31 protein-coding genes and 1 pseudogene are annotated in these 24032 nt (G+C 64.9%); 18 read left to right on the top strand and 14 right to left on the bottom strand.

The features are described from left to right. Positions 1-406: 406 nt before the first annotated feature. The 4 genes from minC to XH90_RS20630 all read left to right on the top strand — a co-directional run bounded on the left by minC (position 407) and on the right by XH90_RS20630 (position 2565). Positions 407-1105, top strand: a complete 699-nt coding sequence (gene minC, locus XH90_RS20645) for a septum site-determining protein MinC (protein ID WP_194476187.1) — start codon at positions 407-409, stop codon at positions 1103-1105. A 19-nt stretch (positions 1106-1124) separates the two neighbouring features. Beyond that, positions 1125-1940, top strand: a complete 816-nt coding sequence (gene minD / locus XH90_RS20640) for a septum site-determining protein MinD (RefSeq protein ID WP_194476186.1) — start codon at positions 1125-1127, stop codon at positions 1938-1940. Continuing rightward, the gene (gene minE / locus XH90_RS20635) at positions 1937-2218 is read left to right on the top strand and encodes a cell division topological specificity factor MinE (RefSeq protein ID WP_100175708.1); all 282 of its coding nucleotides are present in this window, start codon (positions 1937-1939) and stop codon (positions 2216-2218) included. Before minD ends, minE begins: the two co-directional genes overlap by 4 nt. Before the next feature lie 161 nt (positions 2219-2379). Further along, positions 2380-2565 carry a hypothetical protein gene (locus XH90_RS20630; RefSeq protein ID WP_194476185.1) on the top strand — a complete coding sequence of 62 codons (186 nt, stop codon included), beginning with the start codon at positions 2380-2382 and terminating at the stop codon, positions 2563-2565. Between the two features lie 19 nt (positions 2566-2584). Here the strand turns inward: XH90_RS20630 and XH90_RS20625 are convergent, their stop codons facing one another. The 3 genes from XH90_RS20625 to XH90_RS20615 form a co-directional block, all read right to left on the bottom strand. After that, positions 2585-4696, bottom strand: coding sequence for a PAS domain-containing protein (locus tag XH90_RS20625; protein WP_194476184.1), 2112 nt, complete (start codon positions 4694-4696; stop codon positions 2585-2587). Between the two features lie 136 nt (positions 4697-4832). Further along, positions 4833-5081, bottom strand: coding sequence for a hypothetical protein (locus XH90_RS20620; RefSeq protein WP_194476183.1), 249 nt, complete (start codon positions 5079-5081; stop codon positions 4833-4835). Between the two features lie 101 nt (positions 5082-5182). Next, entirely contained in the window at positions 5183-5575 is a 393-nt protein-coding gene (locus XH90_RS20615; protein WP_194476182.1) for a hypothetical protein, read from the bottom strand. 128 nt (positions 5576-5703) lie between these two features. Between XH90_RS20615 and XH90_RS20610 the strand changes: the two genes are divergently transcribed. Beyond that, the gene (locus tag XH90_RS20610; protein WP_194476181.1) at positions 5704-6489 is read left to right on the top strand and encodes an SDR family NAD(P)-dependent oxidoreductase; all 786 of its coding nucleotides are present in this window, start codon (positions 5704-5706) and stop codon (positions 6487-6489) included. Here XH90_RS20610 and XH90_RS20605 read toward each other — a convergent pair whose 3' ends face one another. After that, a complete protein-coding gene (locus XH90_RS20605) occupies positions 6490-6720 on the bottom strand; it encodes a hypothetical protein (RefSeq protein WP_194476180.1) in 231 nt (76 codons plus the stop codon). A gap of 380 nt (positions 6721-7100) precedes the next feature. Beyond that, positions 7101-8099, bottom strand: a complete 999-nt coding sequence (locus XH90_RS20600) for a hypothetical protein (protein WP_194476179.1) — start codon at positions 8097-8099, stop codon at positions 7101-7103. 341 nt (positions 8100-8440) lie between these two features. On the opposite strand from XH90_RS20600, the gene XH90_RS20595 reads away from it, so the two are divergent. The 3 genes from XH90_RS20595 (at position 8441) to XH90_RS20585 (ending at position 10290) form a co-directional block, all read left to right on the top strand. Next, positions 8441-9037 (top strand): L,D-transpeptidase, encoded by a 597-nt coding sequence (locus tag XH90_RS20595; protein WP_194476178.1) that lies wholly within the window; start codon positions 8441-8443, stop codon positions 9035-9037. Between the two features lie 84 nt (positions 9038-9121). After that, on the top strand, positions 9122-10102 hold the full coding sequence (locus XH90_RS20590; RefSeq protein WP_194476177.1) for a hypothetical protein: 981 nt from the start codon (positions 9122-9124) through the stop codon (positions 10100-10102). A 26-nt stretch (positions 10103-10128) separates the two neighbouring features. Then, positions 10129-10290 carry a hypothetical protein gene (locus tag XH90_RS20585; protein WP_194476176.1) on the top strand — a complete coding sequence of 54 codons (162 nt, stop codon included), beginning with the start codon at positions 10129-10131 and terminating at the stop codon, positions 10288-10290. A gap of 6 nt (positions 10291-10296) precedes the next feature. Here the strand turns inward: XH90_RS20585 and XH90_RS20580 are convergent, their stop codons facing one another. Continuing rightward, on the bottom strand, positions 10297-10731 hold the full coding sequence (locus XH90_RS20580; RefSeq protein WP_194476175.1) for a hypothetical protein: 435 nt from the start codon (positions 10729-10731) through the stop codon (positions 10297-10299). 119 nt (positions 10732-10850) lie between these two features. Then, complete coding sequence (locus tag XH90_RS20575) at positions 10851-11315, bottom strand: MarR family winged helix-turn-helix transcriptional regulator (protein WP_194476174.1); 465 nt, start codon at positions 11313-11315, stop codon at positions 10851-10853. A 105-nt stretch (positions 11316-11420) separates the two neighbouring features. Here XH90_RS20575 and XH90_RS20570 point away from each other — a divergent pair, with 105 nt between their 5' ends. The 5 genes from XH90_RS20570 (at position 11421) to XH90_RS20550 (ending at position 15769) form a co-directional block, all read left to right on the top strand. Continuing rightward, positions 11421-13343, top strand: coding sequence for an FAD-binding monooxygenase (locus XH90_RS20570; RefSeq protein WP_194476173.1), 1923 nt, complete (start codon positions 11421-11423; stop codon positions 13341-13343). Positions 13344-13483: 140 nt separating this feature from the next. After that, positions 13484-14464 carry an SH3 domain-containing protein gene (locus XH90_RS20565; protein ID WP_194476172.1) on the top strand — a complete coding sequence of 327 codons (981 nt, stop codon included), beginning with the start codon at positions 13484-13486 and terminating at the stop codon, positions 14462-14464. A gap of 223 nt (positions 14465-14687) precedes the next feature. After that, positions 14688-14915, top strand: a complete 228-nt coding sequence (locus XH90_RS20560; protein ID WP_246755538.1) for a hypothetical protein — start codon at positions 14688-14690, stop codon at positions 14913-14915. Between the two features lie 256 nt (positions 14916-15171). Further along, a complete protein-coding gene (locus XH90_RS20555) occupies positions 15172-15378 on the top strand; it encodes a hypothetical protein (RefSeq protein ID WP_194476170.1) in 207 nt (68 codons plus the stop codon). A 25-nt stretch (positions 15379-15403) separates the two neighbouring features. Next, positions 15404-15769 (top strand): hypothetical protein, encoded by a 366-nt coding sequence (locus XH90_RS20550; protein WP_371748255.1) that lies wholly within the window; start codon positions 15404-15406, stop codon positions 15767-15769. Positions 15770-15780: 11 nt separating this feature from the next. On the opposite strand, the pseudogene XH90_RS20545 reads toward XH90_RS20550, so the two are convergent. Both XH90_RS20545 and XH90_RS20540 read right to left on the bottom strand, forming a co-directional pair. Next, positions 15781-16017 (bottom strand): annotated as a pseudogene (locus XH90_RS20545) (TetR/AcrR family transcriptional regulator); the annotation flags it as partial. A 31-nt stretch (positions 16018-16048) separates the two neighbouring features. Next, the gene (locus XH90_RS20540) at positions 16049-16393 is read right to left on the bottom strand and encodes a multidrug efflux SMR transporter (protein WP_194476169.1); all 345 of its coding nucleotides are present in this window, start codon (positions 16391-16393) and stop codon (positions 16049-16051) included. Between the two features lie 244 nt (positions 16394-16637). Here XH90_RS20540 and pdxY point away from each other — a divergent pair, with 244 nt between their 5' ends. After that, positions 16638-17462, top strand: a complete 825-nt coding sequence (gene pdxY / locus XH90_RS20535) for a pyridoxal kinase (RefSeq protein WP_194476168.1) — start codon at positions 16638-16640, stop codon at positions 17460-17462. On the opposite strand, the gene XH90_RS20530 is transcribed toward pdxY, so the two are convergent. Then, entirely contained in the window at positions 17459-18796 is a 1338-nt protein-coding gene (locus tag XH90_RS20530) for a hypothetical protein (RefSeq protein ID WP_194476167.1), read from the bottom strand. The genes pdxY and XH90_RS20530 overlap by 4 nt on opposite strands. A gap of 292 nt (positions 18797-19088) precedes the next feature. On the opposite strand from XH90_RS20530, the gene XH90_RS20525 reads away from it, so the two are divergent. From XH90_RS20525 to XH90_RS20515, 3 genes are all read left to right on the top strand, one after another. After that, a complete protein-coding gene (locus XH90_RS20525) occupies positions 19089-19253 on the top strand; it encodes a Flp family type IVb pilin (RefSeq protein WP_194482748.1) in 165 nt (54 codons plus the stop codon). A 247-nt stretch (positions 19254-19500) separates the two neighbouring features. After that, positions 19501-19647, top strand: a complete 147-nt coding sequence (locus XH90_RS20520; RefSeq protein ID WP_194476166.1) for a hypothetical protein — start codon at positions 19501-19503, stop codon at positions 19645-19647. 87 nt (positions 19648-19734) lie between these two features. Then, entirely contained in the window at positions 19735-20655 is a 921-nt protein-coding gene (locus XH90_RS20515) for a DMT family transporter (RefSeq protein ID WP_194476165.1), read from the top strand. 31 nt (positions 20656-20686) lie between these two features. Here the strand turns inward: XH90_RS20515 and XH90_RS20510 are convergent, their stop codons facing one another. The 4 genes from XH90_RS20510 to XH90_RS20495 all read right to left on the bottom strand — a co-directional run bounded on the left by XH90_RS20510 (position 20687) and on the right by XH90_RS20495 (position 23521). Next, the gene (locus tag XH90_RS20510) at positions 20687-20956 is read right to left on the bottom strand and encodes a hypothetical protein (RefSeq protein WP_194476164.1); all 270 of its coding nucleotides are present in this window, start codon (positions 20954-20956) and stop codon (positions 20687-20689) included. 239 nt (positions 20957-21195) lie between these two features. Beyond that, entirely contained in the window at positions 21196-22803 is a 1608-nt protein-coding gene (locus XH90_RS20505) for an IS1182 family transposase (RefSeq protein ID WP_194476163.1), read from the bottom strand. 139 nt (positions 22804-22942) lie between these two features. After that, positions 22943-23293 (bottom strand): zinc ribbon domain-containing protein YjdM, encoded by a 351-nt coding sequence (locus tag XH90_RS20500; protein ID WP_194476162.1) that lies wholly within the window; start codon positions 23291-23293, stop codon positions 22943-22945. A gap of 54 nt (positions 23294-23347) precedes the next feature. Next, positions 23348-23521: a hypothetical protein gene (locus XH90_RS20495; RefSeq protein WP_194476161.1), complete on the bottom strand. Its 174-nt coding sequence runs from the start codon at positions 23519-23521 to the stop codon at positions 23348-23350. Positions 23522-23654: 133 nt separating this feature from the next. Here XH90_RS20495 and XH90_RS20490 point away from each other — a divergent pair, with 133 nt between their 5' ends. Next, positions 23655-24014 (top strand): cytochrome c, encoded by a 360-nt coding sequence (locus XH90_RS20490; RefSeq protein ID WP_246755536.1) that lies wholly within the window; start codon positions 23655-23657, stop codon positions 24012-24014. Positions 24015-24032: the final 18 nt, after the last annotated feature.

Here is a 24032-nt window from a genome sequence, read left to right as displayed (position 1 = left end):
TGGAACGGACAACCGGTCCGCGAAGACCGCGGCTTACGCCATCCATTTCAAGCCTGACGCCGAGGGAGAGACCCGTCATGAAACGCCGCACAGTAACCAGGCAATCGTCAAGCAGGCCGCGTCCGCCGCCGGCGCCTGGATGCTCGAGAAATACGACGGCGTGAATCCGGCTGTTCTACACACAGATCGCGGAGAATTTTCACGACAACGATCTGCTGAGCAAGATGCGCAACAAGACTTGATGATGAGAAGGGCACGGCGGTCTCCGCGGCGCCCTTGCCCATCCGGGCTACGGGCAGGGCGCTGGCCCCGCGCCACCCACGTAACCCCACGGAGAGATTAACCGGGCGTTAACCATATCGGAGGCATCGTTAACCATTCAATAACAGGGAACGAGTCGGCCGCCATGGAGGCTGCAGCAAAAGTCCAACGCCAGATGGTGCGCCTGCGCGGGCGCTCCTATGTGGCCTTCGTGTTCGTGCCGACGGTTCCGATCCAGGACTGGCTCCAGGAGATCGACGCCACGATCGCGCGCTCGCCGGGCTTCTTCGCCGGACGGCCCGTGGTGGTCGACCTGTCCTCGGTCGACCTCAGCCAATCGGGCATCGGCCATCTGCTCACCAGCCTGCAGGACCGCAACATCCGCGTGCTCGGCATCGAGGGCGTGGAGGAGGGTCGGCTCACGCCATCCATGCCGCCGCTGCTCTCGGGCGGACGGAGCTGCGTGATCGAGCAGACTGCACCCAGGAAACCGGATGCGAAGGCCGAGACCAGGCCGACTTCGCTGCTGCTCGAGAGCCCCGTGCGCTCCGGCCAGACCGTGATCTTCCCCGAAGGCGACGTCACGATCCTCGGTTCGGTCGGCTCCGGCGCCGAGGTCGTTGCCGGCGGGTCCATCCACATCTACGGCGCGCTCCGCGGCCGCGCCATGGCGGGCGTGAACGGTCACACGAGCGCGCGCATCTATTGCCAGAAGATCGAGGCCGAGCTGCTTGCAATCGACGGATTTTATCAGACTGCCGACGACATCGACGAAGCCTTGCGCGGCCGGCCAGCCCAGGCCTGGCTGCAGGGCAACACCATGCGAATTACTGCGCTGAACTGACCAGAAGGAGATATTTGAGATGGCCAAGGTACTGGTCGTGACATCAGGCAAGGGCGGCGTCGGCAAGACGACGACGACCGCCGCACTGGGGGCTGCGCTGGCGCAACGCGGCGACAAGGTCGTCGTCGTCGATTTCGACGTCGGCCTGCGCAACCTCGATCTCGTGATGGGCGCCGAACGCCGCGTGGTGTTCGACCTGATCAACGTGGTGCAGGGCGTTGCAAAACTCCCGCAGGCGCTGATCAAGGACAAGCGGCTGGAGAACCTCTGGCTGCTGCCGGCCTCGCAAACCCGCGACAAGGACGCGCTGACGGAAGAGGGCGTCGGCAAGGTCATCGCCGACCTGCGCAGCCGTTTCGACTGGGTGATCTGCGACAGCCCGGCCGGCATCGAGCGCGGCGCCTCGATGGCGATGCGCTTTGCGGATGAAGCCGTGATCGTCACCAATCCGGAAGTCTCCTCGGTGCGCGATTCCGACCGCATCATCGGCATGCTCGATTCCAAGACCGTGCGGGCCGAGAAGGGCGAGCGCGTCGAGAAGCACATTCTCATCACCCGCTACGATCCCTCGCGCGCCGCGCGCGGCGAGATGCTGACCATCGACGACATCCTCGAAATCCTCGCGACGCCCTTGCTGGGCATCATTCCCGAGAGCCAGGACGTGCTGCGCGCCTCCAACGTCGGCACGCCGGTGACGCTGTCGAACGCCGATGGCGCTCCCGCGCGGGCCTATATCGACGCGGCGCGGCGGCTCTGCGGCGAGACCGTCGCCATGCAGGTGCCGACCGAGCGCAAGGGCTTCATGGATCGTCTGCTGCGACGGAGGGCTGCATGAGCATGGGTCTGCTCCGGCTTCTCCGCGGCAACAAGGCGTCCGCACCCGTCGCTCGCGAACGGCTGCAGATCCTGTTGGCCCATGAACGCGGAATGCGCGGCCAGCCCGATCTGCTCGGTGTGCTGCGTGAGGAAATTCTCGCCGTCGTCTCCAGGCACGTGACGCTCGATCCGACCAAGGTGATCGTGAGGCTCGAGCGCGGCGACGAGGTTTCGACCCTCGAGGTCGACATCGAGGTGCCCAACGACTTCGAGCGCAAGAAAGTGGCGGTCGCGTAGGGGGCGCGGCCGAAGACTTTGGGGTGGGTGAAGGCGGTCCGCCGGGCACGGCGGGCCGCCTTTGTTTTGCGTGCATGGCGGAACAGGATCTGCGGCGAAATCGTTGTCCGAGACCCGCGTGAGCCAGGCTCCGCGGTATCGTCAAATCCGGAGAAGCGCCCATGATGTCCGAGGTCCAGGTTCACACCGTCGCCCGGCAGATGCTGGAACAGCATGGTTTCGCTGCGATTGCGAAGGCCTCCGAACAGGCCCAGGCTTGCGAAGGCCGCGGCGATGCCGAAGAGGCCAAGGAGTGGCGCCACATCGCCGACGCCATGAAGATCATGCGCGGACCGGCCCTTAGCTGACGCGCTGGAACCGGATCCGTCAGCCCGACCCGGTTCCGTCCTTGATCATATCGAGCACGCGGCCCGCCAGCGCCTCGACGACGAACGGCTTGGTCAGCACTTGCATGCCCGGCGCGAGCTGGCCGTTGCCGATGATCGCGTTCTCCGCATAGCCGGTGATGAACAGCACCTTGAGTTCGGGCTTGGTCGCGCGCGCCGCATCGGCGAGCTGGCGGCCATTCATGCCGCCGGGCAGGCCGACATCGGTGATGAGCAGGTCGATGGTCGCGTCCGATTGCAGGATTTTCAGGCCGGTCGGGCCGTCATGCGCCTCGATGACGTCAAAGCCGATTTCCTCCAGCGCGTCTGTCAGCAGCATGCGGATCGACGGCTCGTCATCGACGATCAGGATCGTGTGGCTCGCCTGCGGGCGCACCGTGCTCTTGCTGACGAGTGCCGAGGGCTTCTCGGTCTCCCTGCCGTAATGGCGCGGCAGATAGAGGCACATGGTGGTGCCCTGGCCGACCTCCGAATAAATGCGCACCTGGCCGCCGGATTGCCGCACGAAGCCGTAGACCATCGACAGACCGAGCCCGGTGCCCTGGCCCATTGGCTTGGTGGTGAAGAACGGATCGAAGGCGCGCTCGATCACGTCGGGCGCCATGCCGGTCCCGGTGTCGGTGACGCACAGCGAGACGTATTGCCCGGGTTCGAGATCGCGTTCGCCGGCGCCATGCTCGTCGAGCCAGCGATTGGCGGTTTCGATGGTGATGCGGCCACCCCCGGGCATCGCGTCGCGGGCATTGATGCAGAGATTGAGCAGCGCGTTTTCGAGCTGCGAGGCGTCGATCAGCGTCGCCCACAATCCGCCCGCGGTGACGACCTCCAGCGCGATTTCGGGTCCGACGGTGCGGCGGATCAATTCCTCCATGCCCATCACCAGCCGGTTCAGGTCGGTGGGCCTCGGATCGAGCGTCTGCCGCCGCGAGAAGGCGAGCAGGCGGTGGGTGAGGGCCGCTGCGCGCCGGGCTGCGCCTTGGGCAGCGGTCACGTAGCGGTCGATCTCCTTGACGCGTCCCTGGCCGAGTCGGGTCTGCAGCAGCTCCAGCGAGCCGGTGATGCCGGTGAGCAGATTGTTGAAGTCGTGCGCGATGCCGCCGGTCAACTGGCCGACCGCCTCCATCTTCTGCGATTGGCGCAGCGCCTCTTCGGCCTGACGCAGGCGTTCCTGCTCCTTCAGGCGCTCGGTGACGTCGTAGACGAACTGATAGGCGCCGATGAGCCGGCCTTCGCCATCGCGCAGGCAATTGAAGCGCATCTCGTAGGATCGGCGGGTGCGCCGGGGATCGCCGAATTCGCCGATCTCGACGAATTCCTCACCCGCAAGAGCTCTGGACCAGACGGCGCGAATGGCGTCGCGATGCTCCGGCTGGTCCTTCAGAAGCTCAAGCATGTCGTCACCAACCTTCGGCATGATGCCGTAGATGCGCTGAAATTCCTCGGCCGAGGCGCCGTTGATGGCGAGCCAGCGGAAATCGGGATCGACGACCTGCACGAAGGCGTTGGTGCCCTCGACGATGTCGGCCATCAGCTTGCGTTCCGCAAGCGCTGCGACCACGCGCGCCTCCAGCGTCTCGTTGAGACGCTGAAGCTCGACTTCGGCACGCTTCCGCGCGGTGATGTCCTGGAACAGCACCGCGACCTGCTTGCGGCTGGCCGGCTCGACCCGGAAGGCGGCCAGTTCGAGGTGCCGCCGGGTCGCAACCAGCTCGCGCTCGAAGCGGATCGGTATACCGGTACGCAGGACACCACCATAAAGCTCCACCCAGCCGTCCGCCTCGGCAGGCACCATCTCGCGGACCTTCTGCCCGACCACGTTGGGAATGCCGGCATGCTGAGTGTAGGCGGGATTGGCCTCGACATGGATGTAGTCGCTGAGCGGGCCGTGCGGACCATCGAAGAATTCGATGATGCAAAAGCCTTCGTCGATCGAGTTGAACAGCGTCCGATAGCGCTCCTCGCTTTCGGCGAGCGCTGACTCCGCCTTTTGCCGCTCGCTGACGACGGCGATGCCCTGCGCCTTGAGGCGTGCGTTTTCCTCCTCAAGCGCCTTCAGGCGGCGTTGCAGGTCATCAAACTCGATCGAATCCACAAGCGCTCGCGGGGTTGGCGTTTCCAGAGGGCTGCTCCTCAGCCCTGCCCACGGCACTTTAATCGGCCTGCGGACCGCGGCAAGCTGCCGGGCTCAACCCTGATGAAGCCGGCCGGTTCCCGCTCGCGCGTTGGGCTTAGCGCTCGCCCTGGTCGGCGCCCGGCGTCACCGGCTTGTGCTGGGTTTGTGGTTGCGCCCGCTCGCCGGTCTCGTTGCAGGGGAGCTGCTCCCACGATCCGTCCGGCGCCTGCTGATAGGCGCTGCACGACGACGAGGTCTCCTTGTCCTCGCCCTTCTGGGCCTTGTAATTCTTCGCCAGCGCTGGCGCGGCCAGCGCGGCGCTCGCCACGAGTACGCCGACGAAGACGAAATGAGCGATCCGCATGGGATTCTCCAGATTTAAGACGCCCGCATGCTGGCCAGGAATGTGACGATTATGGGCCGGGACGCAGGTTCCGTCCCAGCGTCCTTAACGGTGAGAAAGGCCTAACTGCCCTTGCTGCGGATCAGGCCGGCAAGGCTGGTCTTCTGTTTCTCGCACCAATTGCTCATGCCGAGCCGGCGCTGGTCGAGATCGGTCATCTGGGTCGCGACTGCAACCTCCGCCATGACGTCGTCGGCCTGCTTCTCGCCCATCTTGCCGCCGGTGTGCATCCAGGCAATGGCCTTGCGAACCTGTTCGGTGGTCCCGTCGGGCAGCTGCATCTGCTGCGCCTTCTGCACCAGATCCTGATAGACGACGTCCGTATTGGGGCATTCGACCTTGGCGGCAAAGGCCTGCAAGACCATCGTCACATAGGTCGAGCGCGTGTGGTCGTCAGCCGCCTGGGCGGGAGCTGCGATCAGTAACAGGCCTGCCATCAGCAAGGGGTAGCGCATCCTTGGGTCCTCCTCGTTTTTTGGGGAGGCTATCGTCCGGCGCGCCGCTCCGCAATGGTTGCCGGGGCCGATTGTCGCCAGTTCGTGGGGCGCGCTAGATTAGCTGTCCCCGGCCTCCGGAGAACGCCATGAGCCTGTTCAGCACGCCGTTCGATCCTGCGCACGACCGGGCGCTCGTCACCGGTGCCGGCAACGGCATCGGCCGCGCCATCGCGCTGGGCCTGGTCGGGGAGGGTGTCAGGACGCTGTTTGCCGATGTGAATGCCGAGCGGGTGAAGGCCGCCATCGGTGCGAGCAAGACTCCCGGCCTGGCGCTGCCCTGGATCGGCGATCTCTCCAGACTGGAGGCGTGCGACGAACTGCTTGCGGCCGCCGATGTCGAGCTCGGCGAGGTCACGCATTTCGTGCACAGTGCCTCTCCGCCGCGGCGCGAGGCCGATCACGCGCTCGCGGTCGATCGCCAGACATGGCAGGAGATGCACGCCGTCAATCTCGAAGCCGGCTTTCATCTGGCGCGCGAGATCGCAAAGCGGCTGATCGCGGCGAAACGATCGGGCTCATTCCTGTTTCTGACGTCGCTGCATGCGGGCACGCCGCGCAACCTGCCGCACTACTCGACGGCGAAGGCGGGGATGGCGATGCTGGTGAAGGAGCTTGCGAAGACGTTCGGCCGTCACGGCATCCGCGTCAACGCGCTGGTGCCGGGGGCGATCGCGGCCGGCGGATTCGTCGCGGGTGCTTCGCTGGCGAAGCACATTCCGCTCGGGCGTCTCGGCGAGGCAGGCGACCTCGTGCCTGTCGCGCTTACCGTGCTGTCGAACAAGCTCTCCGGCTACGTCACCGGCGCAGCTTTCGTCGTCGACGGCGGATTGTCGCTGACGAACTGGTTCGAAGCGCCTGACGTCGGCGAGTAGCTAGCGACGCCAGGCCGGCACGGGATCGAGCGGCGTGCGATAGACTTCGTTGTGATCGCGATCGGTGACGCGCACGGCGCAACCCTTCCGCTGCAACTCAGGCTTCACCTGTGACAGCTCGCTGGCCAGTTGAACGGCGCGATCGGAAGCGACCTCGATACCCTCGAGGATGATTCCGCCCTGGTTCTTGAACTCTTCACCGTCAACGAGATCGAAGGAATAGTAAGGCATCCGAATTCCCCGGTGTGACGACCCAATGTCTCGAAAGAAGCCTTCAACGGAAGTCTTCAAGACATGCTGGATCGTACCACTGAGTCGATATCCAGCCGACGAACGGAGCGCGTAATCTCTGTGCTTATGGCGCAGAAATGATGTGCATCGTTCGCGCGCCTTAAGATTTTATTAAATATGTCGGCCTGATCATGAGGCATGGAATTGCAGCAGAACCGGGCTCCGGGAACCGGCAGCTGCAAGAGAAGGCCGGCGGCATAGATCCCGACGGCCTTTTCTCTTTGCGCGAGCGACGCATCACCGTAGTTGCACGGACTCAACCGACCGCATCGAGTCGGACAGCTTGCGTCGTCATTCGAGGCAGATCTCTCGACGCAGCTCTAATGCACCGGCATTGGCGGACGCACGACGGGTCCGTCATCGTCGGCAACGGCTTGCGTCGTTGCGACCGGTGGCGGTGGGACAGCGGCAGCCTGCGAAGGCGGCGGCGGAGGTGCGGGCGGCGGCGAGTAGGCCGGCATATAGGTGTGCGACACGACCGGTTTCGGTTTGCGAACCGGCTGCTTGGGCGCCGGAGGTCGCTGCGGCAGTGCAGATACACGCGTGGGCGGATTGACCGGCGGTCGCGCTTCAGCCACCGGCTTTGGCGCAGGGGGCTTTGCCATCTCCCGCGCCATCTGCTCCTGACCGGCCTTCAACTCGGCGATGTTCGCCTTGAGCTGCTCGATCTGCTGCGCCATCGCGGCCATGTCGCGCGTCATCGATTCCACCGATGGCGCGGCATCGGCTTGCGTTGCTGCTGGCGCGGCTGCGTCCGTCGCAACCGGCGTCGTCGCGGGCGGCGTTGAAGCTTGATCGACGGTCTGATCCGGCGCAGCCGGCGGCGCGGCCTGTGCGGCCGCGACCGGTGTCGTCTGCGATGGCGAGGGCAGCAGCGACGCCAGTGCCGGTGTCCATTCGGCGAGCATCCTGGTCGCGGTGTCGCCGTGCTTCTCCCAGGCGACCGTGGCAGCAGCGCTGCCGCCCGCGAACACGAACGTCACGAAGGCGCCGCGCAGCCACCTGCCGGCGGCCGATCGCTTCGGCCTGATGTGATCATCGCTCGCGGTCATGCGCACGGCAGTGTCGACCGAGGGCACAACTGCTTGCGGCTCCGGCGCGGGGCTGAGCTTCGGCTCCATCGTCACTTTGGGCTCGGGCCCGAATTTCGGCTCGGGGCGAGCCGTGAACTCCGGTGCCAGCGTTGGCGCCTCGCTGCCGGTGCGCGATGCCCTGATCACGTCGGTTGAAATCTGCACCGCGTCATGCGGGTCATTGTCCTTGACCGTGTCCTTCACGATCTCATCAACGATTTGCCGGCTGTTCAACGTCGCGAGCATCGCAGCTCCTTTGACCCCTTGGTCGTTCGCATTGGCGCGAGCCGATCCGTTGCGTGAGCCCATCCACATCCGACGAGGCTGGCCCGATGGCGCACGAGTCCAGCCGCGTTTGACCAAAGCAAGGCGAGGCGATGGAGACATCGCGGCCGTCTTCCGCCAGATGTGGTGATGGAACCGGACCGGCCGGACACGGTCACGTGTTCCGCGTTGCCTTGTTTTCAGCACGATTTGGGCAGCATCTCGCTCTGCTGGGGGCGCTGCTATCCGCTATCGGGGGGCCGGTGGTGCCAAAATCTAGACTCGCTTGGTTCGTCGTTGCCTTGCTGCCGCTTGGCGGCTGCATGCAGACGACACTCTCGCCGTCGACGGACGCGAGCATGACGCCGCGCGACCGGCAGTTGCTCGCGCACGCGCCTTACGCGCAGGCGAGCGTGCCCGAGCAATATCTCCGTCACATCGTCGATTATCCGCGCAAGGAGCAGCCGGGCACGATCCTGGTCGATACCGATGCGCGCTACCTCTACTACGTTCTGCCCGACGGCAAGGCGATCCGCTATGGCGTGGCGGTCGGCGAGGAGGCGATGGCCTTCTCGGGCGTTGCGCGCGTTGGACGCCTTGCCGAATGGCCGGACTGGGTGCCGACGCCGGAAATCCAGGCGCGGCTCGGGCCGTATCCGGCGCGCGTTCCCGGTGGTCCGGCCAATCCGCTGGGCGCACGCGGCATCTATCTCTATGTCGGCAACAAGGACACGCTCTACCGCATCCATGGCACCAACCAGCCGGAATATATCGGGCAGGCAATCTCGTCGGGTTGCATCCGGATGCGCAACGAGGACGTGATCGATCTGTTCGATCGCGTGAAGCTCGACGCGACCGTCGTGGTGCTGCCGCCGGGCCAGAGCGCGCAGATCGAGACGGGACCCAACTGGCGCGGGTGACGTGCTTGCCGACAATTTTAGGCATTGTCTTGCGCAGGCCGTAACGCTTCGCGTCTAGCGTGCAGCGAGCAAGGGGTTGCTCGCATGCATGTCGTCAAGAACTCGCCGCGCGCGCTGTTCGCCGCGCTGATACCGCTGGCCATCGTCGAAGCCGTGCTGATGGCCTTCGCCATCGCGGGCGGGCAGGTGACCGATCCCGCTGGCGTGCCTGCGCCGGACCAGATCCTGGCGTTCTTCGCGGGCCGCATGGCGATCAATGCAGCCTTTCTGTTCGCCGGGCACATCGTGCTGCGGCAGTGGACGATATCGAGCCGTCTCGCCTATGGCCTGATGGGCGGCATCGTGGCCGCCGCAAGCTACGGCATCGCGGTCCGCAACCACATCCAGCTGGCCGCGCCCGGCGACGGGGCGGTGGTGACGATCGGTCTGTTGCCGACAATCGCGGGAATGTTCGGCGGCTTCCTCTATGGCCAGTTCGCCGGCCTGAGCCCGGTTTTGGGTGCCACCGGTGCGGCCGCCGCCGGCACGCCGGCGGCTCCGCCAAGGGTCTTCGACGGACCGGTGCGCGTCCGCACGTCGGTCGCGGGGATTGCGATTGCCGCCCTGATGCCGACCGTGCTTGCAACGCTTCTGCCCTATACGCTGATGCCGCTCCTGATGAACGGTTTCGCGGACAAGAGCACCGCCCATATCTTCGCGGCCGTGATCCCGGCGCAGACCTTCATGGTCATGATAGTGATTTCGGTTATTCCGTCGTGCATCTTCATGCTCTGCGTGCACCACATCGCGCGCGCGATGAGCCGCCGCAGCGCGTGGCAATACGCGGCGATCGGAGGCGCGGCGGCATTCGGCTGCGCGCTGTTGCTGGTGCTGGTCGTGCCGGTCTTCGCTGCCCTGCTGGTGCCGGCAGCCTTCTGCGGGGCCATCATGGGCGCGCTGTATCGCCGCTTCGCCGGCCTCGAGCCGGTGCCTTTGCCGGAGGTGGTGATCGTTGCCGATCCGGACTCGCTGGTCGGCGCCGATCATCCGTCGCGCCATCAGCACGGCGTCGTTCTCAGCAACTGAGTGCCAGAGACGGAAGGGACGGAAAGATGAAGGGGTTTGCGGCTTTTGGCGTAGCGGTGGCGATCACGGCCGTGGCAGCGGTCTGGTTCTTGACCGGACCGGTGGTGGTGAACGCGGAAGTCAAACCGCTTCAGCCGAGCGCGAAGATACCGGTCTGGAAGCCGGTCCCGACTGACCTGGCGCGCTAGCAGAGCTCAATTTTCAGGCCGCGCGATGCGCCATTGCAGCGTCGTGGCGTTGCCGTTGGCATCGCCCGGCGCCTTGTCGGCCGGCGAGGTGTAGAGCGGGCGATAGCGATACGCCCACATCTTGCTGCCGTCTTCGCGGTCGATCACGGTGAAGTCGCCGATGGCCTTGGCTTCGGCGGTTGCGGCGAGCGGCACCCAGCTCTGGGTGCACTTGCCGTTGCAGTTCGACGTCTTGCCGGTGGTATCGCGCTCGTAAGTGTAGAGCGTCATCCCCTTGAGATCGACGAGCTTGGGACCCTGCTTGGTCAGGATCACCTTCGCGGGCGCGATCGTCGCGTCGGGCTTCGGCGGAGGAGGGGCTTCACCGCCGCCGTGGCCGTTCGCGAGCGCATGGCCGGCGGACAGTACGATGACTGCGGTCGCAACAACGAACCTGAACATCCGAAACTCCAAACCGGCAAAGTTAATTGCGCGTTAAGCGCGGAATTGACGCCGACCGTAACAGCCGAAGGTTAGTTCCAGGTTTCGCAGCACTGCGACAAATACGTGCAGAATGCCGCTCAGGCCTGCGCCTCGCGCAAGGGCGCACGGCTGAGCTCGTTGCCGGCGGCGATGGCCTTGCGCAGCAGCCGCATCAGCTCCTCGCCCTCCTTGGCGCTGAGACCGCGCAGCATGATCGCTTGCGCGGATTCGACGGCCGGTGTGATCTTGCGCAGCGTACGGCGGCCCTCGTCGGTGATCTCGAGCTCGCGGGCGCGGCGGTCGCGCGAACTGGCGCGGCGCTCGGCAAGGCCCTTCTGCACCAGCCGATCGACCACACCGGTGATGGTGGTGCGGTCATAGGCGATCAGGCCGGCGAGCGTGACCTGGTCGAGGCCCGGATTGGCCTTGATGGTCGCAAGCGCCGCATATTGCACCGGGGTGAGGTCGAAGCCGGCCTCTTCCACTTCGGCCAGAAACACGGCCACGGCGATCTGCTGGAACCGGCGCGCCAAGTGGCCTGGCATGTCGTTGGGTTCGCTCACCGAATTCTCCTCGAGATGCGGGGACGGAGGGGATGATTGACAAGTATACTGATAGTCAGCATACTGAGCAATATCCAAACAGAACGTTTCCCGGGAGAGGTGCTCATGCAATTCCATCTCAATGGATTCCAGCCGGGCGATCCTGAGATCGCCGATCCCGCCGAGCGCATTCAGGCTCCGGGCGCCGTTGGCGCAGTGCCCGGCGAGGTCGATGTCCTCATCGTCGGCTGCGGCCCTGCCGGCCTGACGCTCGCGGCCCAGCTCGCGCAATTCGGTGACATCAAGACCTGCATTGTCGAGCAGAAGCCGGGCCGGCTTACGGTCGGCCAGGCTGACGGCATTGCCTGCCGCACCATGGAAATGTTCCACGCCTACGGCTTCAGCGAGCGCGTGTTGAAGGAAGCCTATTGGGTCAACGAGACAACGTTCTGGAAGCCGGACGAGCGGGCGCCGGATAAGATCATCCGCAGCGGCCGGGTTCAGGATGTCGAGGACGGTCTGTCGGAATTCCCGCACGTCATCCTCAACCAAGCGCGCATCCACGACGGTTTCCTCGACGTCATGCGTAAATCACCGGCCAAGCTCGAGCCGTATTACGGAAGACGTCTGCTCGACCTGCAGATCGATCCGGCCGCGGGGCCTGCCGATCACGCCGTGACGGTGCGCATCGACCGCGTCGACGGTGCTGACGAGGGCAAGGTCGAGACCATCAAGGCGCGTTACGTCGTCGGTTGCGACGGTGCGCGAAGCACGGTGCGCAAATCGATCGGCCGCGAACTTCATGGCGATTCCGCTAACCACGCCTGGGGCGTGATGGACGTGCTGGCGGTGACCGATTTTCCTGACATCCGTTTCAAGTCCCTCATCCAGTCGGCGAAGGACGGCAGTCTTCTCATCATCCCACGCGAGGGCGGCTACATGGTCCGCCTCTATGTCGAACTGGCAAAGCTCGATGTCGGCGAGCGCGTCGCCAACCGCAACATCACGGCCGACGACGTGATTGCGAAAGCGCAGCGGATTCTGCAACCGCATACGCTCGAGGTGAAGGAGATCGCCTGGTGGTCGGTCTACGAGATCGGACAGCGCCTGACCGACAAGTTCGACGACGTGCCGGAGACCGAGATCGCTTCGCGTCTGCCGCGCATCTTCATCGCCGGCGATGCCTGCCACACCCACAGCCCGAAGGCCGGGCAGGGCATGAACGTCTCGATGCAGGACGCCTTCAATCTCGGCTGGAAGCTCGCCGCCGTTCTCCGCAAGCGGTGCGCCCCACGCCTGCTGCATTCCTATTCGGCGGAGCGGCAAGCGGTGGCCAAGGAGCTCATCGATTTCGATCGCGAATGGGCGGGCATTCTCGCTTCCGCGGCCAAGGCCGGCGGCGCCGACGCAGCGAAGACGCAGGACTATTTCGTCAGGCATGGCCGCTACACCGCGGGCACCGCGACGCATTACACGCCGTCGATCCTCACCGGCGCAGCTTCGCATCAGCATCTCGCGCAAGGCTTCGTCATCGGCAAGCGTTTCCATTCCGCGCCTGCCATCCGGCTTGGAGATGCCAGGCCGATGCATCTCGGCCACGCGGCGCAAGCTGACGGACGCTTCCGGATCTATGCATTTTCCCCCGCTGAGAATCCCGCAGCGTCGAGTTCGGCCATTCGCGCGCTGTGCAACTTCCTCGCCGAAGCCAGGAAATCCCCGCTCAGGCGCTACACCCCCCCCGGCGCCGACATCGATTCCGTGATCGATCTGCGTGCCGTATTCCAGCAGGACCATCGCGAACTCGCGATCGAGGCGATGCCCGCGCCGCTGCTGCCGCGCAAAGGACGCTACGGTTTGCTCGATTACGAAAAGATGTTCTGTCCGGACCTCAAGGGCGGCCACGACGTTTTCGGGATGCGCGGGATCGATCGGACGACCGGCTGCATGGTCGTGGTGCGGCCCGATCAATACGTCGCGCAGGTGCTGCCGCTTCATGATTTTGCGGGGCTCGCGGCATACTTCGACGGCTTCATGCTGCAGGTGAACTGACGCGTACTCCGCCGATGAACGGCGGATGAATATCGAACTCTGTGCACGGCGTGCATCTCAATCTTTTGGCTGATGCGGCGATCGCGAGCGGAACGCTTTAATCTGCTCGCGCGTTCCGCCTTTCAAAGGAGGATTACGCCATGAGACTGAGAACCGCTTTAGTTGCAGCATTGCTGCTTGCACCGACGGCTGCACTGGCCGCGCCCGGTGTCGTCACCGTCTCCACCGGCCTGCGCGCCGGTCCCGGGGCGGGCTTTCCCCTGGTCGATCGGGTCCCCGAGGGCGCCCGCGTCAACATCCATGGTTGCCTGCGCGGCAATGCCTGGTGTGACGTGAGCTTCTCCGACGACCGCGGCTGGGTGTCGTCGCAATATCTCGAATATCTCTACCGCAATCACTACGTCTATCTGCCTGATTATGTCGACGAGGTCGACGTACCCGTCGTTCCGTTCGTGCTGAGCTCGTACTGGTCGAGCTATTACGAGGGACGTCCCTGGTATCGCCGTCACGCCTACTGGAATAGTTACTGGACCTCGCATGAGCGTTTCGCGACGCGGATGACGATCGATCCGCGCGCCGCGCGTATCGGCCGCGCGGCAACGCGTGACGCTGCGGTCGCGCTGGGACGGGAAGGCATCCACGGCAAGGGCCATGTCAACGGCGCCGCGGCGATCTCCGGGCGTGATGCTGCAACGGCACGGCACGACGCTGCGATCACGAAGCGCGATGCTGCCGTGACAGCCGACCGTGCCGGCGCCGGGCGGAGCGAGCGCATCGCGCATGAGCGCGCTGCGGTGCAGGTGCGCAACCCCCGTGATGCGCAGGCGCGCATGATGCACGAGCCGAACGCTGCCCGGACCGCTGTGCGGGCGCAACCGATGGCCCGTGCACATGAAGCGCCGCGGATGTCCGCTGCGCCCGCTGCCCGGCCTGCGATGCCACACATGGCTCAGCCAAATGTCAGCCATGGGCCGCCGATGAATGCGCATGCACAGATGCCGGCACCGCGTGCGGCCGCGCCCGCCCCCGCGATGCCGCATCCGGGCGGTGGCGGTGGCGCGCCGCACGTCAATGCCGCTCCGCACGGTGGCGGCCCCGGCGGCGGTCACGAGAAGCACTAGCATTTGCCAACGAAAGCCCGGCCCTTGCGCCGGGCTTTCTGCTGGTGTGCTGCGGGTTCCGTGCACGTACAATTTGAGAAAGTTCTTCGCCGGCAGATTTCATCGATCGTAATATGTCTACTCAAAGCTGTAAGCATCCACTCCGGGGCAGCGGGGCTACGGGAGGATGATGATGAGACAGAACCAGGCGGAGTCGCGCCGCCAAAATGTCGCGAAGCGGTCGATGACCAAAGAGGCCAAGCAACTGGCCGGCCTGATTGCAGGCTTGCGCAAATCCCTCGACGGCATCCACAAGGAACGGGCGAGCACGAAGCTCACCGGCGCCGAGATGGGCATGCTCGACGAGCGTCGCAACAATTTGTTGCTCACCATTGCTGCCCTGGACGACCGTCTGTCGGCCGTGCAGGGTTTGATTGATCTCGGCCGGCCACATGTGATCCGCGTACACTGAGCGGATTCCGGGTCCAATCGGTTCCGTCGCGGCGGCGATGGGCCGGAACCCGGCTGACGGCTCTGCCCCTGTCCGGCCTTAGGTCAGGCAGCGAACCAGATCCCGACAAGCAGAATCACATTCAAGATGCGGCGTATGACGTGGCTCCCTTTGCTCCGAAAGGACCGGCGTCGGTGCACAATGCTGCCGCGGACGGCACCAAATTGCCATGCTCCCGGCGAATTGCCGCCAAAGCCCGCTGCCACCACGAGGACGGGTGCAGGGCGACGCAAGGGGATGCGAATTGGCCTACAAAATGATCGCAGAACGCGACAATGAGAAGTACAGTTTCGCTCGCGAGAGCCGGTTGCTCATCGTGGCGAAAGCAAGGGTTTGGGCAAGCGAGGGCTGGCAGGTCGTCATCACGGATCAGGACGGCAAGGCCTATGCGCCGCCGGAGTTCGATCGGTTGCTGGCGGCATGATCGCAGGACGGGCCGGGGGACGACATTGAGACCGCTCATTCGACCGGGGCGCGACGTCATCGCGCCTCTGGTGATTCTCGGGACCATTGCTGTGGTGCTGGCGGCGCCGATCGCCTCCGCGCAAAATCTCGACGCGGGCAAATCGCCCGAAAAGCTCTTCGCCGACGGCTGCGCCACCTGCCATCGCAGCCCGCGGGGGCTTGCAAAAGGGCGCTACAGCCTGACGCTGTCCTGGTTTCTCCAGGACCATTATTCGGCCGGCCCCGACACCGCCAAGGCGCTCGCGGCCTATCTGGTGTCGGTCGATACCCCGCCGCCGGGTGCTGCGGCAAAGCCTGGGCGTAAATCAGCGAAATCCAAGCCGCGTACGCCCAAGCCTGTGCAGAACTGACAGTCGCCTGACTAACCGCGTCGATAGGTCTGCGCGATCAGCCGATCATGCACCGCGCGCAAGTTCGCATTCATACGGGTCTGTCCCGTCATGACGAAGGACAGCCAGGCGCCGTCGGCGGCGAGACGCACGATCTGAAGCTCCGGCGCGGTGTCGGTGGCGCGATGGCGCTTCAGGCGCGCCTTCATCCAGTCGTTCCAAAATCTGCGTCGCGACGGATCTGTGACGACGACCATGCTCAGCGCCGCCCAGAGGGTGGCAAAGCCGCGCTCGCCGGCATCAGTGCGCCGCCGTCCGCGAAAACAGGTTGATGACGACGACGCCCGACACGATCAGGCCGATGCCGAGAAAGGCTGCGGCGTCCAGCATCTGGCGGAACAGCACGAAAGAGACGGTGGCCGTCAGGATGATGCCGACCCCGCCCCAGATCGCATAGGCGATGCTCAAGGGGATCACCCGGATCGCGACCGACAGCGCGTAGAACGAGGCAACGTAGAACAGCACCATCGCCAGCGTCGGCAATGGTCGCGTGAATTGCGCGGATTGCTGCAAAAAGGCTGAGGCCGTCACCTCGAACACGATGGCGAGGGCAAGCGCTGCATGGGAGGCGAGGGCGGACGTCATGAGCTGGTCGAGATGTGGCGCTCGAAAGATACCGCGCGGTAGGTATGTTCAACCGAGGGGTCGTGGTTTTTCGGTGGGCTGGCCATGCTGAGACGGCATATCACCCGGACGTGACGAACCCGCGACGAATCGCTAGCCTCGCATGTGCCGTTCGTGCTGACAGAGCGCGACGGACGCATGATCGTGCTGGTCCATATCAGAGCCACGCTTGCGCCGCGGCGCGATTGCTTTTACGGACCTGCCCATGCTCGTCATCTCCATACAAAGCCAGGTGGTCCACGGCCATGTCGGCAACAGCGCGGCGGTCCACGCCATGCAGGCGGAGGGCGTCAACGTCGCCGCCGTGCCGACGACGTTGCTGTCGAACCATCCGCGCTACAAGACAGTGCGCGGCCGGGTGCTCGACGTCGAGTTGGTGGCCGATCTGCTGAGAGGCGTCGAGGAGCGGGGCCTCGTCGACGAGGCCGCCGTGCTCGTCACCGGTTATCTCGGTTCGTCCGACAACGCGGCCGTCATCGCCGATTTCATCGAGCGTGCGCTGTCGCGCAATTCGAAGCTCGTCTATCTCTGCGACCCCGTCATCGGGGACGATGGCCGCGTCTATGTCGCCGACGGCATCTTGGACGTGCTGCGACACCGCCTGTTGCCGGCTGCACACCTGATCACGCCGAACCAGTTCGAGCTGGAGCTGCTTTCCGGCGTCAAGATCGCGGACACAGAGGGCCTGCGCGCCGCGGCAACGGCACTTGCGGGGCATCGCCGCATCGACGTCGTCGCCACCGGCTGCACGCTTGTCGACACGCCGGCGGGGCAGGTGGAGACGATCCTGTGCGCGGACGGGCAATTGTCACGCTTTGCGACGCCTCGCCTGCCGATTCGTCCCTACGGCACCGGCGATCTCCTCACCGGCCTGATCGCAGCGCACCTTGCCAAGGGCACGGCGATCGAGGCGGCGGTGCGGCTTGCGGTCGAGACCATCTTTGCCGTGCTCGTTCGCACCCAGCAGGCAGGATCGGCCGAGATGCGTCTCGTGCCGTTGCCGGCGTCTGGCACGCAAGACCGAGGCTAAGTCGTCCGCTTCGTGGCGGATTGCGCTGATTTCTGCGGCTTTGCCGGGCTCTTCTGCTCGCGCGCGGCCTGGGCCTTCGGCGGCCTGGCGCTGGCCATGGCGCGCGCCTTCTTCGATTTGACGTTGGCTGCTTCCTTGCGATCCGTCGCACCGCCGCGCTTCGAGATATATTCCGCACCGTCGATCGGGCCGACATGCGGCGGGTCGCGGCCGAGATAGGGCCGGCCGATCCCGAGCGCCTTGCCGTTGGCATCGACCCATTTCCACAGCACTTCCGTCGAGGCCCAGCGTTGTGCGCGATTGTTGCCCTGGGTGCTGACGATGTCGGCGGCCATGCCGTGGCCGTAGCCGCCGCGCAGACTTCCGCCATGATAGGAGCGGTTGGAGGCCGCCTTCAGGCCGCTCGCGATCTCCTGGCGGTAGTCGTCCCGGAACGCGCTGGTGATGCCCGGCGAAAGGCCGGCGGCTTCCGCCGCGAGCAGCATGCGAAACAGCTTCTGCTTGAAGCTCCTATCCATCCCGCCGATGACGTAGTCCATCAGCGGCATGTTGGCGTGTTCGGCCGCCTTCGGATCCTTCCAGGCAAAATCCTCGTCGACGAGTTTCGTGAAGCTGCGCATCACCGTGACCATCTTGCCCTTGCGCCTGATGGTGACGGCACGGCGGTCCTCGACCTTGATCGAGTCTTCCTTCGGCGTGCGCTGATAGAGCGCCCAGAGATAGCGATCGACGCAAGCGTCCATGGAGAAGCATTCGTCGAGCACCGCCACGGTGTCCGCGGGGGGCGACGGCTTGCTCTCGGCCACAGGTCCGCTCGCGATGGCGGCGGATGACAGCGCGTCCTCTGGCACGACATCGCCGGGATCGGCGGAGGCAAGCTTGACGGTGGGCTCCGGCGCGGGCTGGGCCGCGGCTTCGCTCGCGACGGGCGCAGGTTCAACGGCTTCACTTGCGACAGGCGCGGGTTCAGGCGCGATCCGAGAGTCAGGCGGTGTGGCAGCCGATACGATGTCGGAGGGATCGGCCGACGCGAGCTGGACGGTGGGGGCGGGTGTCTCGGGCGGCGGCGCTTCGACCGCAGCCATGCTCGGCGTGGCAGCCGCCGCTGCGGCGATGTCGGCTGTCAGGGCGATGCCATCGTCGATCGTCGCGGCACGCGGGATGTCGGCAAGCTCGAGACGGCTGAGATCTTTCGCGCGGGAGACAGCCGCTGCGTTGGCGCCGCTGTTCTCGATCAAGGCAGGGGCGTGGGCGGACAGGGAGAGCGCCAGCCAGCCGACCATCACGGCCGAGGGGCACGCAACAGCCACGAGAAGAGACCGCCGATCATTCATGATCCCTGCCTCCGAGGTTCGAGAGCGAACCAGATTGCACAGCCAAGCACGCGGCACGTCAATTGTTCGGAGGACCATGTGGCAGTGCAATGGCGTAAATCCTCCCATAATCGGCTTTTCAGGCCGGTGTGTCCCGAATGCAACGCCGGTTCCCCACGGGGAAACAGACAGAATCGGCAGCTTTTGCCGATAAAATTGAATGATCCGGATTTACTCAATCTTGGATTGCAGTGGTGCATTGCTGTCGTGCCGGCAACGTCCGGTAGATTCTGGGAAGGACATGCTTGTGAAATTGAAATGCCTCTTGATTGAATTTGCGGCCGATGAATCCGGCGCCACCGCGATCGAATATGGCCTGATCGCAGCGGGGATCGCGCTTGCGATCATCGAAGTCATCTATGCGCTCGGCACCGATCTTGTCGCGAAACTGCAGTCGCTGGCGACTGCGTTGAAATAGTCGCATCACCGCCTCGCGATCGTGACGGAACCGAAGCGGCCGACATCATGGCCGGGCTTGTCCCGGCCGTTTCTTTTTCGCACGATCGATATGCCGCGGTCGGCAAGAAAGGGCCGCGCATCGTGCGAGCTGTGGACGGCGGTTCAAACCGAGTGTGATCTCCTTAATAGTTGTTTTGCGGATCGCGGCGCTTGATGCGGGCGCCGCATATTGGCGGCCAAGAATCGTTTTCATAACGGAGTCCGTCATGCCCATTGCGCAAAAAGCCGTTGTTGCCGCCACCTCGCCGCGCGAATTCATCGTTCGGCATCTCGCGACGTTCGCAGCCGCCGCGCTGTTCGTGTTCGTGCTGAGCCTGAGCTACGGGCTCGATCTCAGCCCCGGCTTCTTCTGAGCAGACTCTCATCCGCGCTCCTTCCGCGCGCCAGCCTTGCAGCTGCGTGGGTTGAGCGGCAACGTCCGCTGACGTACCGCTTGGTCCATGGATCAGCGGACGAGCGGCGCTGGCGCTCTCACTCAAAACAACGACGCGACGCAGGCGCTGCTCGGCGTCGTCTGCGGGCTGTCGGCTGCGCTGTTCTGGGCGCTCGGCTTTGCCGGGACGCGGCACGGCCTGAAAGTCGGCTTCACGCCGGTCGATCTGCTGGTGCATCGCTATGTCTGGTCGGGCATCGCCTTCCTGCCGCTGGTCCTGCGCGCCGGCATCTCGGATCTGTGCGGCATCGGCTGGGCGAGGGGCCTTGCGCTGATGGTGCTCGGCGGGCCGGTGATGTCGCTGATCTCCTACACCGGGTTTCTGTTCGTGCCGCTCGGCCATGGCAGCGTGATCCAGCCGTCCTGCGCGACGCTCGGCGGGCTGTTGCTGGCCGCTGCGTTCCTGAAGGAGCGGATCTCCGCCTCGCGCCTGACCGGCGCGATCGTCATCGTCGGCGGGCTCGGCGTGATCGGCGCGGAATCGATCGGGCATATCGGCATCGACGGCGTGCAGGGCGATCTGATCTTCGTGCTGACCGGTTTGATGTTCGCAGGCTTCGGCGCGCTGCTGCGGCACTGGCGCGTCTCGGCGGTGTCGGCCGCGCTCGTCATCAACGTGCTGTCGCTGCTGCTGCTGCCGATCTACCTCGCGACCGTGGGTCTTGCCCACATCGCCGCGATCGGCCTCACTGAAAATGCGATCCAGGCGCTGGCGCAGGGCGTGCTCGCGGGGCCGGCCGCGCTATATCTGTTCGCCGTCTCCGTGCAGCGCCTCGGCGTCGCGCGCGCGGCGGTGTTTCCGGCCTGCGTGCCGGCGCTGACGGTCCTCACGGGATGGCTGCTGCTCGGCGAGCCGCCGACGGCGTTGCAGGCGGCCGGCCTCGTGACGGTGCTGTGCGGATTTTATCTGGCACAGAGGCAGAGCTAGCGCGGCGCGACCAGCCCCTCGGTATCGCGCCTCAGATCCAGTCCTTCGCCTTCGGGAAGCATGCCTGCTTGCGCTGGCTCCAGACATAGTCCGAGCCGCCGCAGGGCGGGCGCGGACGCGACGTGGCCGGGCATTCATTCCGGACCCGCGCACCGGTGCCCCAGCCGTCGACCACGCAGACGCCGGCAATGGTGGGATGGCAGCCGGGACCGCAGATGATATCGGCGTTGGCGACGGACCCCGCGCCGAGCAGGAGCGCTGACCCGGCGAGGGCCAGCAGGAATCGTGGAAGGTGCCTCATCACGCGCTCCTCCATCGGCCGAGCCTCGAGCCTCTCACGCCTCCATGACGTGAGGGGGGACGGCCGCTCCAGTGAGCCTAGCACCAGATCCCCCGGCTGAGAAACGGCAGCGACCGGCTGGACCGGAAAACGCGAAAACAACCCCATGCACAGTAGAAGTCCCGACGAATTGCAGATTTCGGCGATCCCGAATTATTGTTGACCCGTCGAGGCTGGGCAAGAATTGGGCGTTGGCGGCTTCAGGCTGGAACGAAGCGGCCAATTGGGAGCGGCGGCCGGATATTGGTCCAAAGTGCCTCTGGAGTGACCTGGATGTGCTGCAGGAGGGCTGCGAGGATACCTCGGCAAATGACAAGCGTCTTTGCGAGCGCAGCCAGGAACCCGTCAAATCCAAGGATGTTGAGCGCACGGGTGAAATTGTAGCAGAGCGCCATCAGGCTCCATTCGCCGCGGACCTTGTCGAAGCCGCGGACCAGAAAATGACGATAGCCGGCACGGCATTTGAGCGTGCCAAACGGATGCTCGACAATCCCCGAACGACGGCGCATCAGCTCGCCCGCGCCCTGCATCCGTGCGCGGTGGCGTTCGAGAACATCTTCATGCTCCCAGCGACCAATGGTGCGGTAGGTGGTGGTTGGTGAGAGACAGCGGACCTTGAGCGGGCAGCTCCTGCAGGTCACTCCGCGGGCCGCGTAGCGGATCTCGACGCGGCCACTGACGTTCTTTTGCCTGCTCTTGAACGGATGCAGCAGCTGGCCCGCGGGACAGCGATAGGCGTCGATTGCGCCGTCATAGTTGAAGTCCTTGAGCGCGAAGCGGCCTTGCTTCTCGAGCCGCGCGTTAGCTTCGGGCAGCGGCACATAGGCGATGATGCCCTCGTCCTCGCAGGCCTTCAGTTCGACACTGCTGTAATAGCCCTCATCGGCCAGCGCCTGCAGTGTCTCGGCTCCAAGGGCCTCTTTGGCCGCCTTGGCCATCGCAGAGAGCTGTCGAACATCACTGCTGTCGTTGACCACCTCACTCGCGACAATGAGCTTGTGCTTGTCGTCAACCGCGGTCTGCACATTGTAGCCTGCAATGCCCTGACCGTTCTTGACCAGAAGCCGGGCATCCGGATCCGTCAGCGACATTTGTGTCTCGCCACTCTCTTCCAGCCGAGCCACATCGGCCTCGGCACGCGAACGCTTCGCCATCAACGCCGCGACCTTCGCACCGATATCGCCGCCATCTCCTCGGCCATCACCGCCCGCGCGATCCGTCCCCGGCTTCTTGGCCTCTGTTGCATCATTGTCTTCAAGAGACTTGCGGTAAGCCTCGATCTCCTGGTCCAGCCTTGCGATCTGCTCGCCAAGCCGCCTGCGCGTGAAGATGGAAGCCTTGCTGGCGTCGCCCTGGAACAGGGAACCATCAATCGCTACGATCGTGCCGCCGACAAGCCCAAGCTCCCGAGCCAGCAGCACGAAGCTCCGGTTCGTGGCCTTCAGCGCCTTCCAGTTCTCCTTGCGGAAGTTGGCAATCGTCCGATAACCCGGCTTCAGCCCCTTCAGCAGCCAGATCAGCTCCAGATTGCGGCCAGCTTCCCGCTCTAGCCGGCGCGACGACCTGACCTGGTTGATGTAGCCGTAAAGATAGAGCTTCAGCAGATCGGCAGGATCGTACGGCGGCTGCCCGACTTCTTCCGCGCCACGATCCGCGTGGCCGAAGCCAAGCTTTGCAAGATCGAGCGCGCAAACGAAGCCATCGATCGCTCGCACCGGATTGTCCGGCCCGACATAGTCCTCAATCCGCGCTGGCAGAAGACTGGGTTGCTCCCGGCTCTCGCCGGTCTTAAATATGCGATTCGCCATAAGACGAATCCTACATCAACTCTCAAAAAATCCCGTTCTTGCCCAGCCTCGTCGGGCAAAACAGGCGCATGATGCCAAGGTGGGCGATTGCGCGGGATCGGCACGGACGTCGTCGGCCGCGCTGCATCCACCCCGCGCCTCACGCCTTCTTCACGAACTCCGACTTCAGGTTCATGGCGCCGATGCCGTCGATCTTGCAGGCGATGTTGTGACCGTCGCTTGCGTCCTGGAGACGGATGTTGCGGACCTTGGTGCCGCCCTTGACGACCGAGGACGAGCCCTTGACCTTGAGGTCCTTCATCACGATGACGCTGTCACCATCGTTGAGCACGTTGCCGTGGGCGTCGCGCACGCCCGTATCCGCCGGCGCCTCCGCGGCGGCGCTCGACGCGGCGCTCCATTCATGGCCGCATTCCGGGCAGATCCAGAGATCGCGGTCCTGATAGGCGTGCTCCGACTGGCAGGCGGGGCATCTGGTGGCGTCGGTCATGTCGAGCCTCGATCTTGAAGCGATGCAGGAGAAGCAGGAGCAGGCGGCGCGTGTTTACCGGAACAACGCGACGAAGACCACGTAGAGCCAGCCCAGGATTCCGTGGATGATCGCCCACAGGATCGAGTGGTTGTTGGTGTAGGAGATCGCGATGGCGAGCGCCGAGCCGAAGCCGACGCCGTATTTCGCGCCCTCGACGCGGACGCCGTAATAGCGGTTGCCGTTCATGGTGATCCCTCCCAAAATTGCGCTGCATCTCTTGCTACGCGCATCGCGCCGGCCGCTTGACGCAGATCAATCGTTCTTCATGCGCGCCGACCTACGCTTACCGAGTCAACGAAGCGAAGGCGAGGTCAAAGCGATGTCGCGCAGCGTTCGAATTTACATCGGCCTCGCCATCCTGATCCCGTTGTCGGTGCTGTTTCTCTTCAGCGTCGTCCACACCGCCGCCGGCGCAACCAGGCCATCGTTGCGCAGGATAACCGAAGGGCATCGCCTCGCGCAGGCCTGGTGCCAGACGTGCCACGCCGTCGAGCCCGGCATGGCCGGTTTCTTCGACCTGGCTCCGAGCTTCCAGGCCATTGCCGACCGCAGGGGCACCACTGCGCTCTCGCTCAAGGTGTTCTGGCGAACCAGCCACCAGGACATGCCGAACCTCGTGATCGCCCCCGGTCAGGCCGACGTGCTCTCGGAGTACATCCTGAGCCTGCAGCGCAATTGACGGCGTCGAACGCCGGGG

Origin of the sequence: Bradyrhizobium sp. CCBAU 53338 (genome assembly GCF_015291665.1) — a bacterium.
Taxonomy (GTDB): domain Bacteria; phylum Pseudomonadota; class Alphaproteobacteria; order Rhizobiales; family Xanthobacteraceae; genus Bradyrhizobium.
The sequence above is the reverse complement of the archived record's forward strand: the minus strand, read 5'-3'. Positions and strand labels throughout refer to the sequence as shown.

Excerpts from the sequence above, each read along its gene's own strand:
- XH90_RS20590 (WP_194476177.1), top strand. The coding sequence starts at position 9,122 with ATGCATGTCGTCAAGAACTCGCCGCGCGCGCTGTTCGCCGCGCTGATA.
- XH90_RS20505 (WP_194476163.1), bottom strand. The coding sequence starts at position 22,803 with ATGGCGAATCGCATATTTAAGACCGGCGAGAGCCGGGAGCAACCCAGT.
- XH90_RS20565 (WP_194476172.1), top strand. The coding sequence starts at position 13,484 with ATGAGACTGAGAACCGCTTTAGTTGCAGCATTGCTGCTTGCACCGACG.
- XH90_RS20490 (WP_246755536.1), top strand. The coding sequence starts at position 23,655 with ATGTCGCGCAGCGTTCGAATTTACATCGGCCTCGCCATCCTGATCCCG.
- XH90_RS20605 (WP_194476180.1), bottom strand. The coding sequence starts at position 6,720 with ATGCCTTACTATTCCTTCGATCTCGTTGACGGTGAAGAGTTCAAGAAC.
- XH90_RS20540 (WP_194476169.1), bottom strand. The coding sequence starts at position 16,393 with ATGACGTCCGCCCTCGCCTCCCATGCAGCGCTTGCCCTCGCCATCGTG.
- minE (WP_100175708.1), top strand. The coding sequence starts at position 1,937 with ATGAGCATGGGTCTGCTCCGGCTTCTCCGCGGCAACAAGGCGTCCGCA.
- XH90_RS20515 (WP_194476165.1), top strand. The coding sequence starts at position 19,735 with ATGGATCAGCGGACGAGCGGCGCTGGCGCTCTCACTCAAAACAACGAC.
- XH90_RS20620 (WP_194476183.1), bottom strand. The coding sequence starts at position 5,081 with ATGCGGATCGCTCATTTCGTCTTCGTCGGCGTACTCGTGGCGAGCGCC.
- XH90_RS20595 (WP_194476178.1), top strand. The coding sequence starts at position 8,441 with ATGCAGACGACACTCTCGCCGTCGACGGACGCGAGCATGACGCCGCGC.
- XH90_RS20630 (WP_194476185.1), top strand. The coding sequence starts at position 2,380 with ATGATGTCCGAGGTCCAGGTTCACACCGTCGCCCGGCAGATGCTGGAA.
- XH90_RS20520 (WP_194476166.1), top strand. The coding sequence starts at position 19,501 with ATGCCCATTGCGCAAAAAGCCGTTGTTGCCGCCACCTCGCCGCGCGAA.
- XH90_RS20610 (WP_194476181.1), top strand. The coding sequence starts at position 5,704 with ATGAGCCTGTTCAGCACGCCGTTCGATCCTGCGCACGACCGGGCGCTC.
- XH90_RS20600 (WP_194476179.1), bottom strand. The coding sequence starts at position 8,099 with ATGCTCGCGACGTTGAACAGCCGGCAAATCGTTGATGAGATCGTGAAG.
- XH90_RS20615 (WP_194476182.1), bottom strand. The coding sequence starts at position 5,575 with ATGCGCTACCCCTTGCTGATGGCAGGCCTGTTACTGATCGCAGCTCCC.
- XH90_RS20585 (WP_194476176.1), top strand. The coding sequence starts at position 10,129 with ATGAAGGGGTTTGCGGCTTTTGGCGTAGCGGTGGCGATCACGGCCGTG.
- minD (WP_194476186.1), top strand. The coding sequence starts at position 1,125 with ATGGCCAAGGTACTGGTCGTGACATCAGGCAAGGGCGGCGTCGGCAAG.
- XH90_RS20495 (WP_194476161.1), bottom strand. The coding sequence starts at position 23,521 with ATGAACGGCAACCGCTATTACGGCGTCCGCGTCGAGGGCGCGAAATAC.
- XH90_RS20570 (WP_194476173.1), top strand. The coding sequence starts at position 11,421 with ATGCAATTCCATCTCAATGGATTCCAGCCGGGCGATCCTGAGATCGCC.
- XH90_RS20510 (WP_194476164.1), bottom strand. The coding sequence starts at position 20,956 with ATGAGGCACCTTCCACGATTCCTGCTGGCCCTCGCCGGGTCAGCGCTC.
- pdxY (WP_194476168.1), top strand. The coding sequence starts at position 16,638 with ATGCTCGTCATCTCCATACAAAGCCAGGTGGTCCACGGCCATGTCGGC.
- XH90_RS20530 (WP_194476167.1), bottom strand. The coding sequence starts at position 18,796 with ATGAATGATCGGCGGTCTCTTCTCGTGGCTGTTGCGTGCCCCTCGGCC.
- XH90_RS20580 (WP_194476175.1), bottom strand. The coding sequence starts at position 10,731 with ATGTTCAGGTTCGTTGTTGCGACCGCAGTCATCGTACTGTCCGCCGGC.
- XH90_RS20560 (WP_246755538.1), top strand. The coding sequence starts at position 14,688 with ATGACCAAAGAGGCCAAGCAACTGGCCGGCCTGATTGCAGGCTTGCGC.
- minC (WP_194476187.1), top strand. The coding sequence starts at position 407 with ATGGAGGCTGCAGCAAAAGTCCAACGCCAGATGGTGCGCCTGCGCGGG.
- XH90_RS20500 (WP_194476162.1), bottom strand. The coding sequence starts at position 23,293 with ATGACCGACGCCACCAGATGCCCCGCCTGCCAGTCGGAGCACGCCTAT.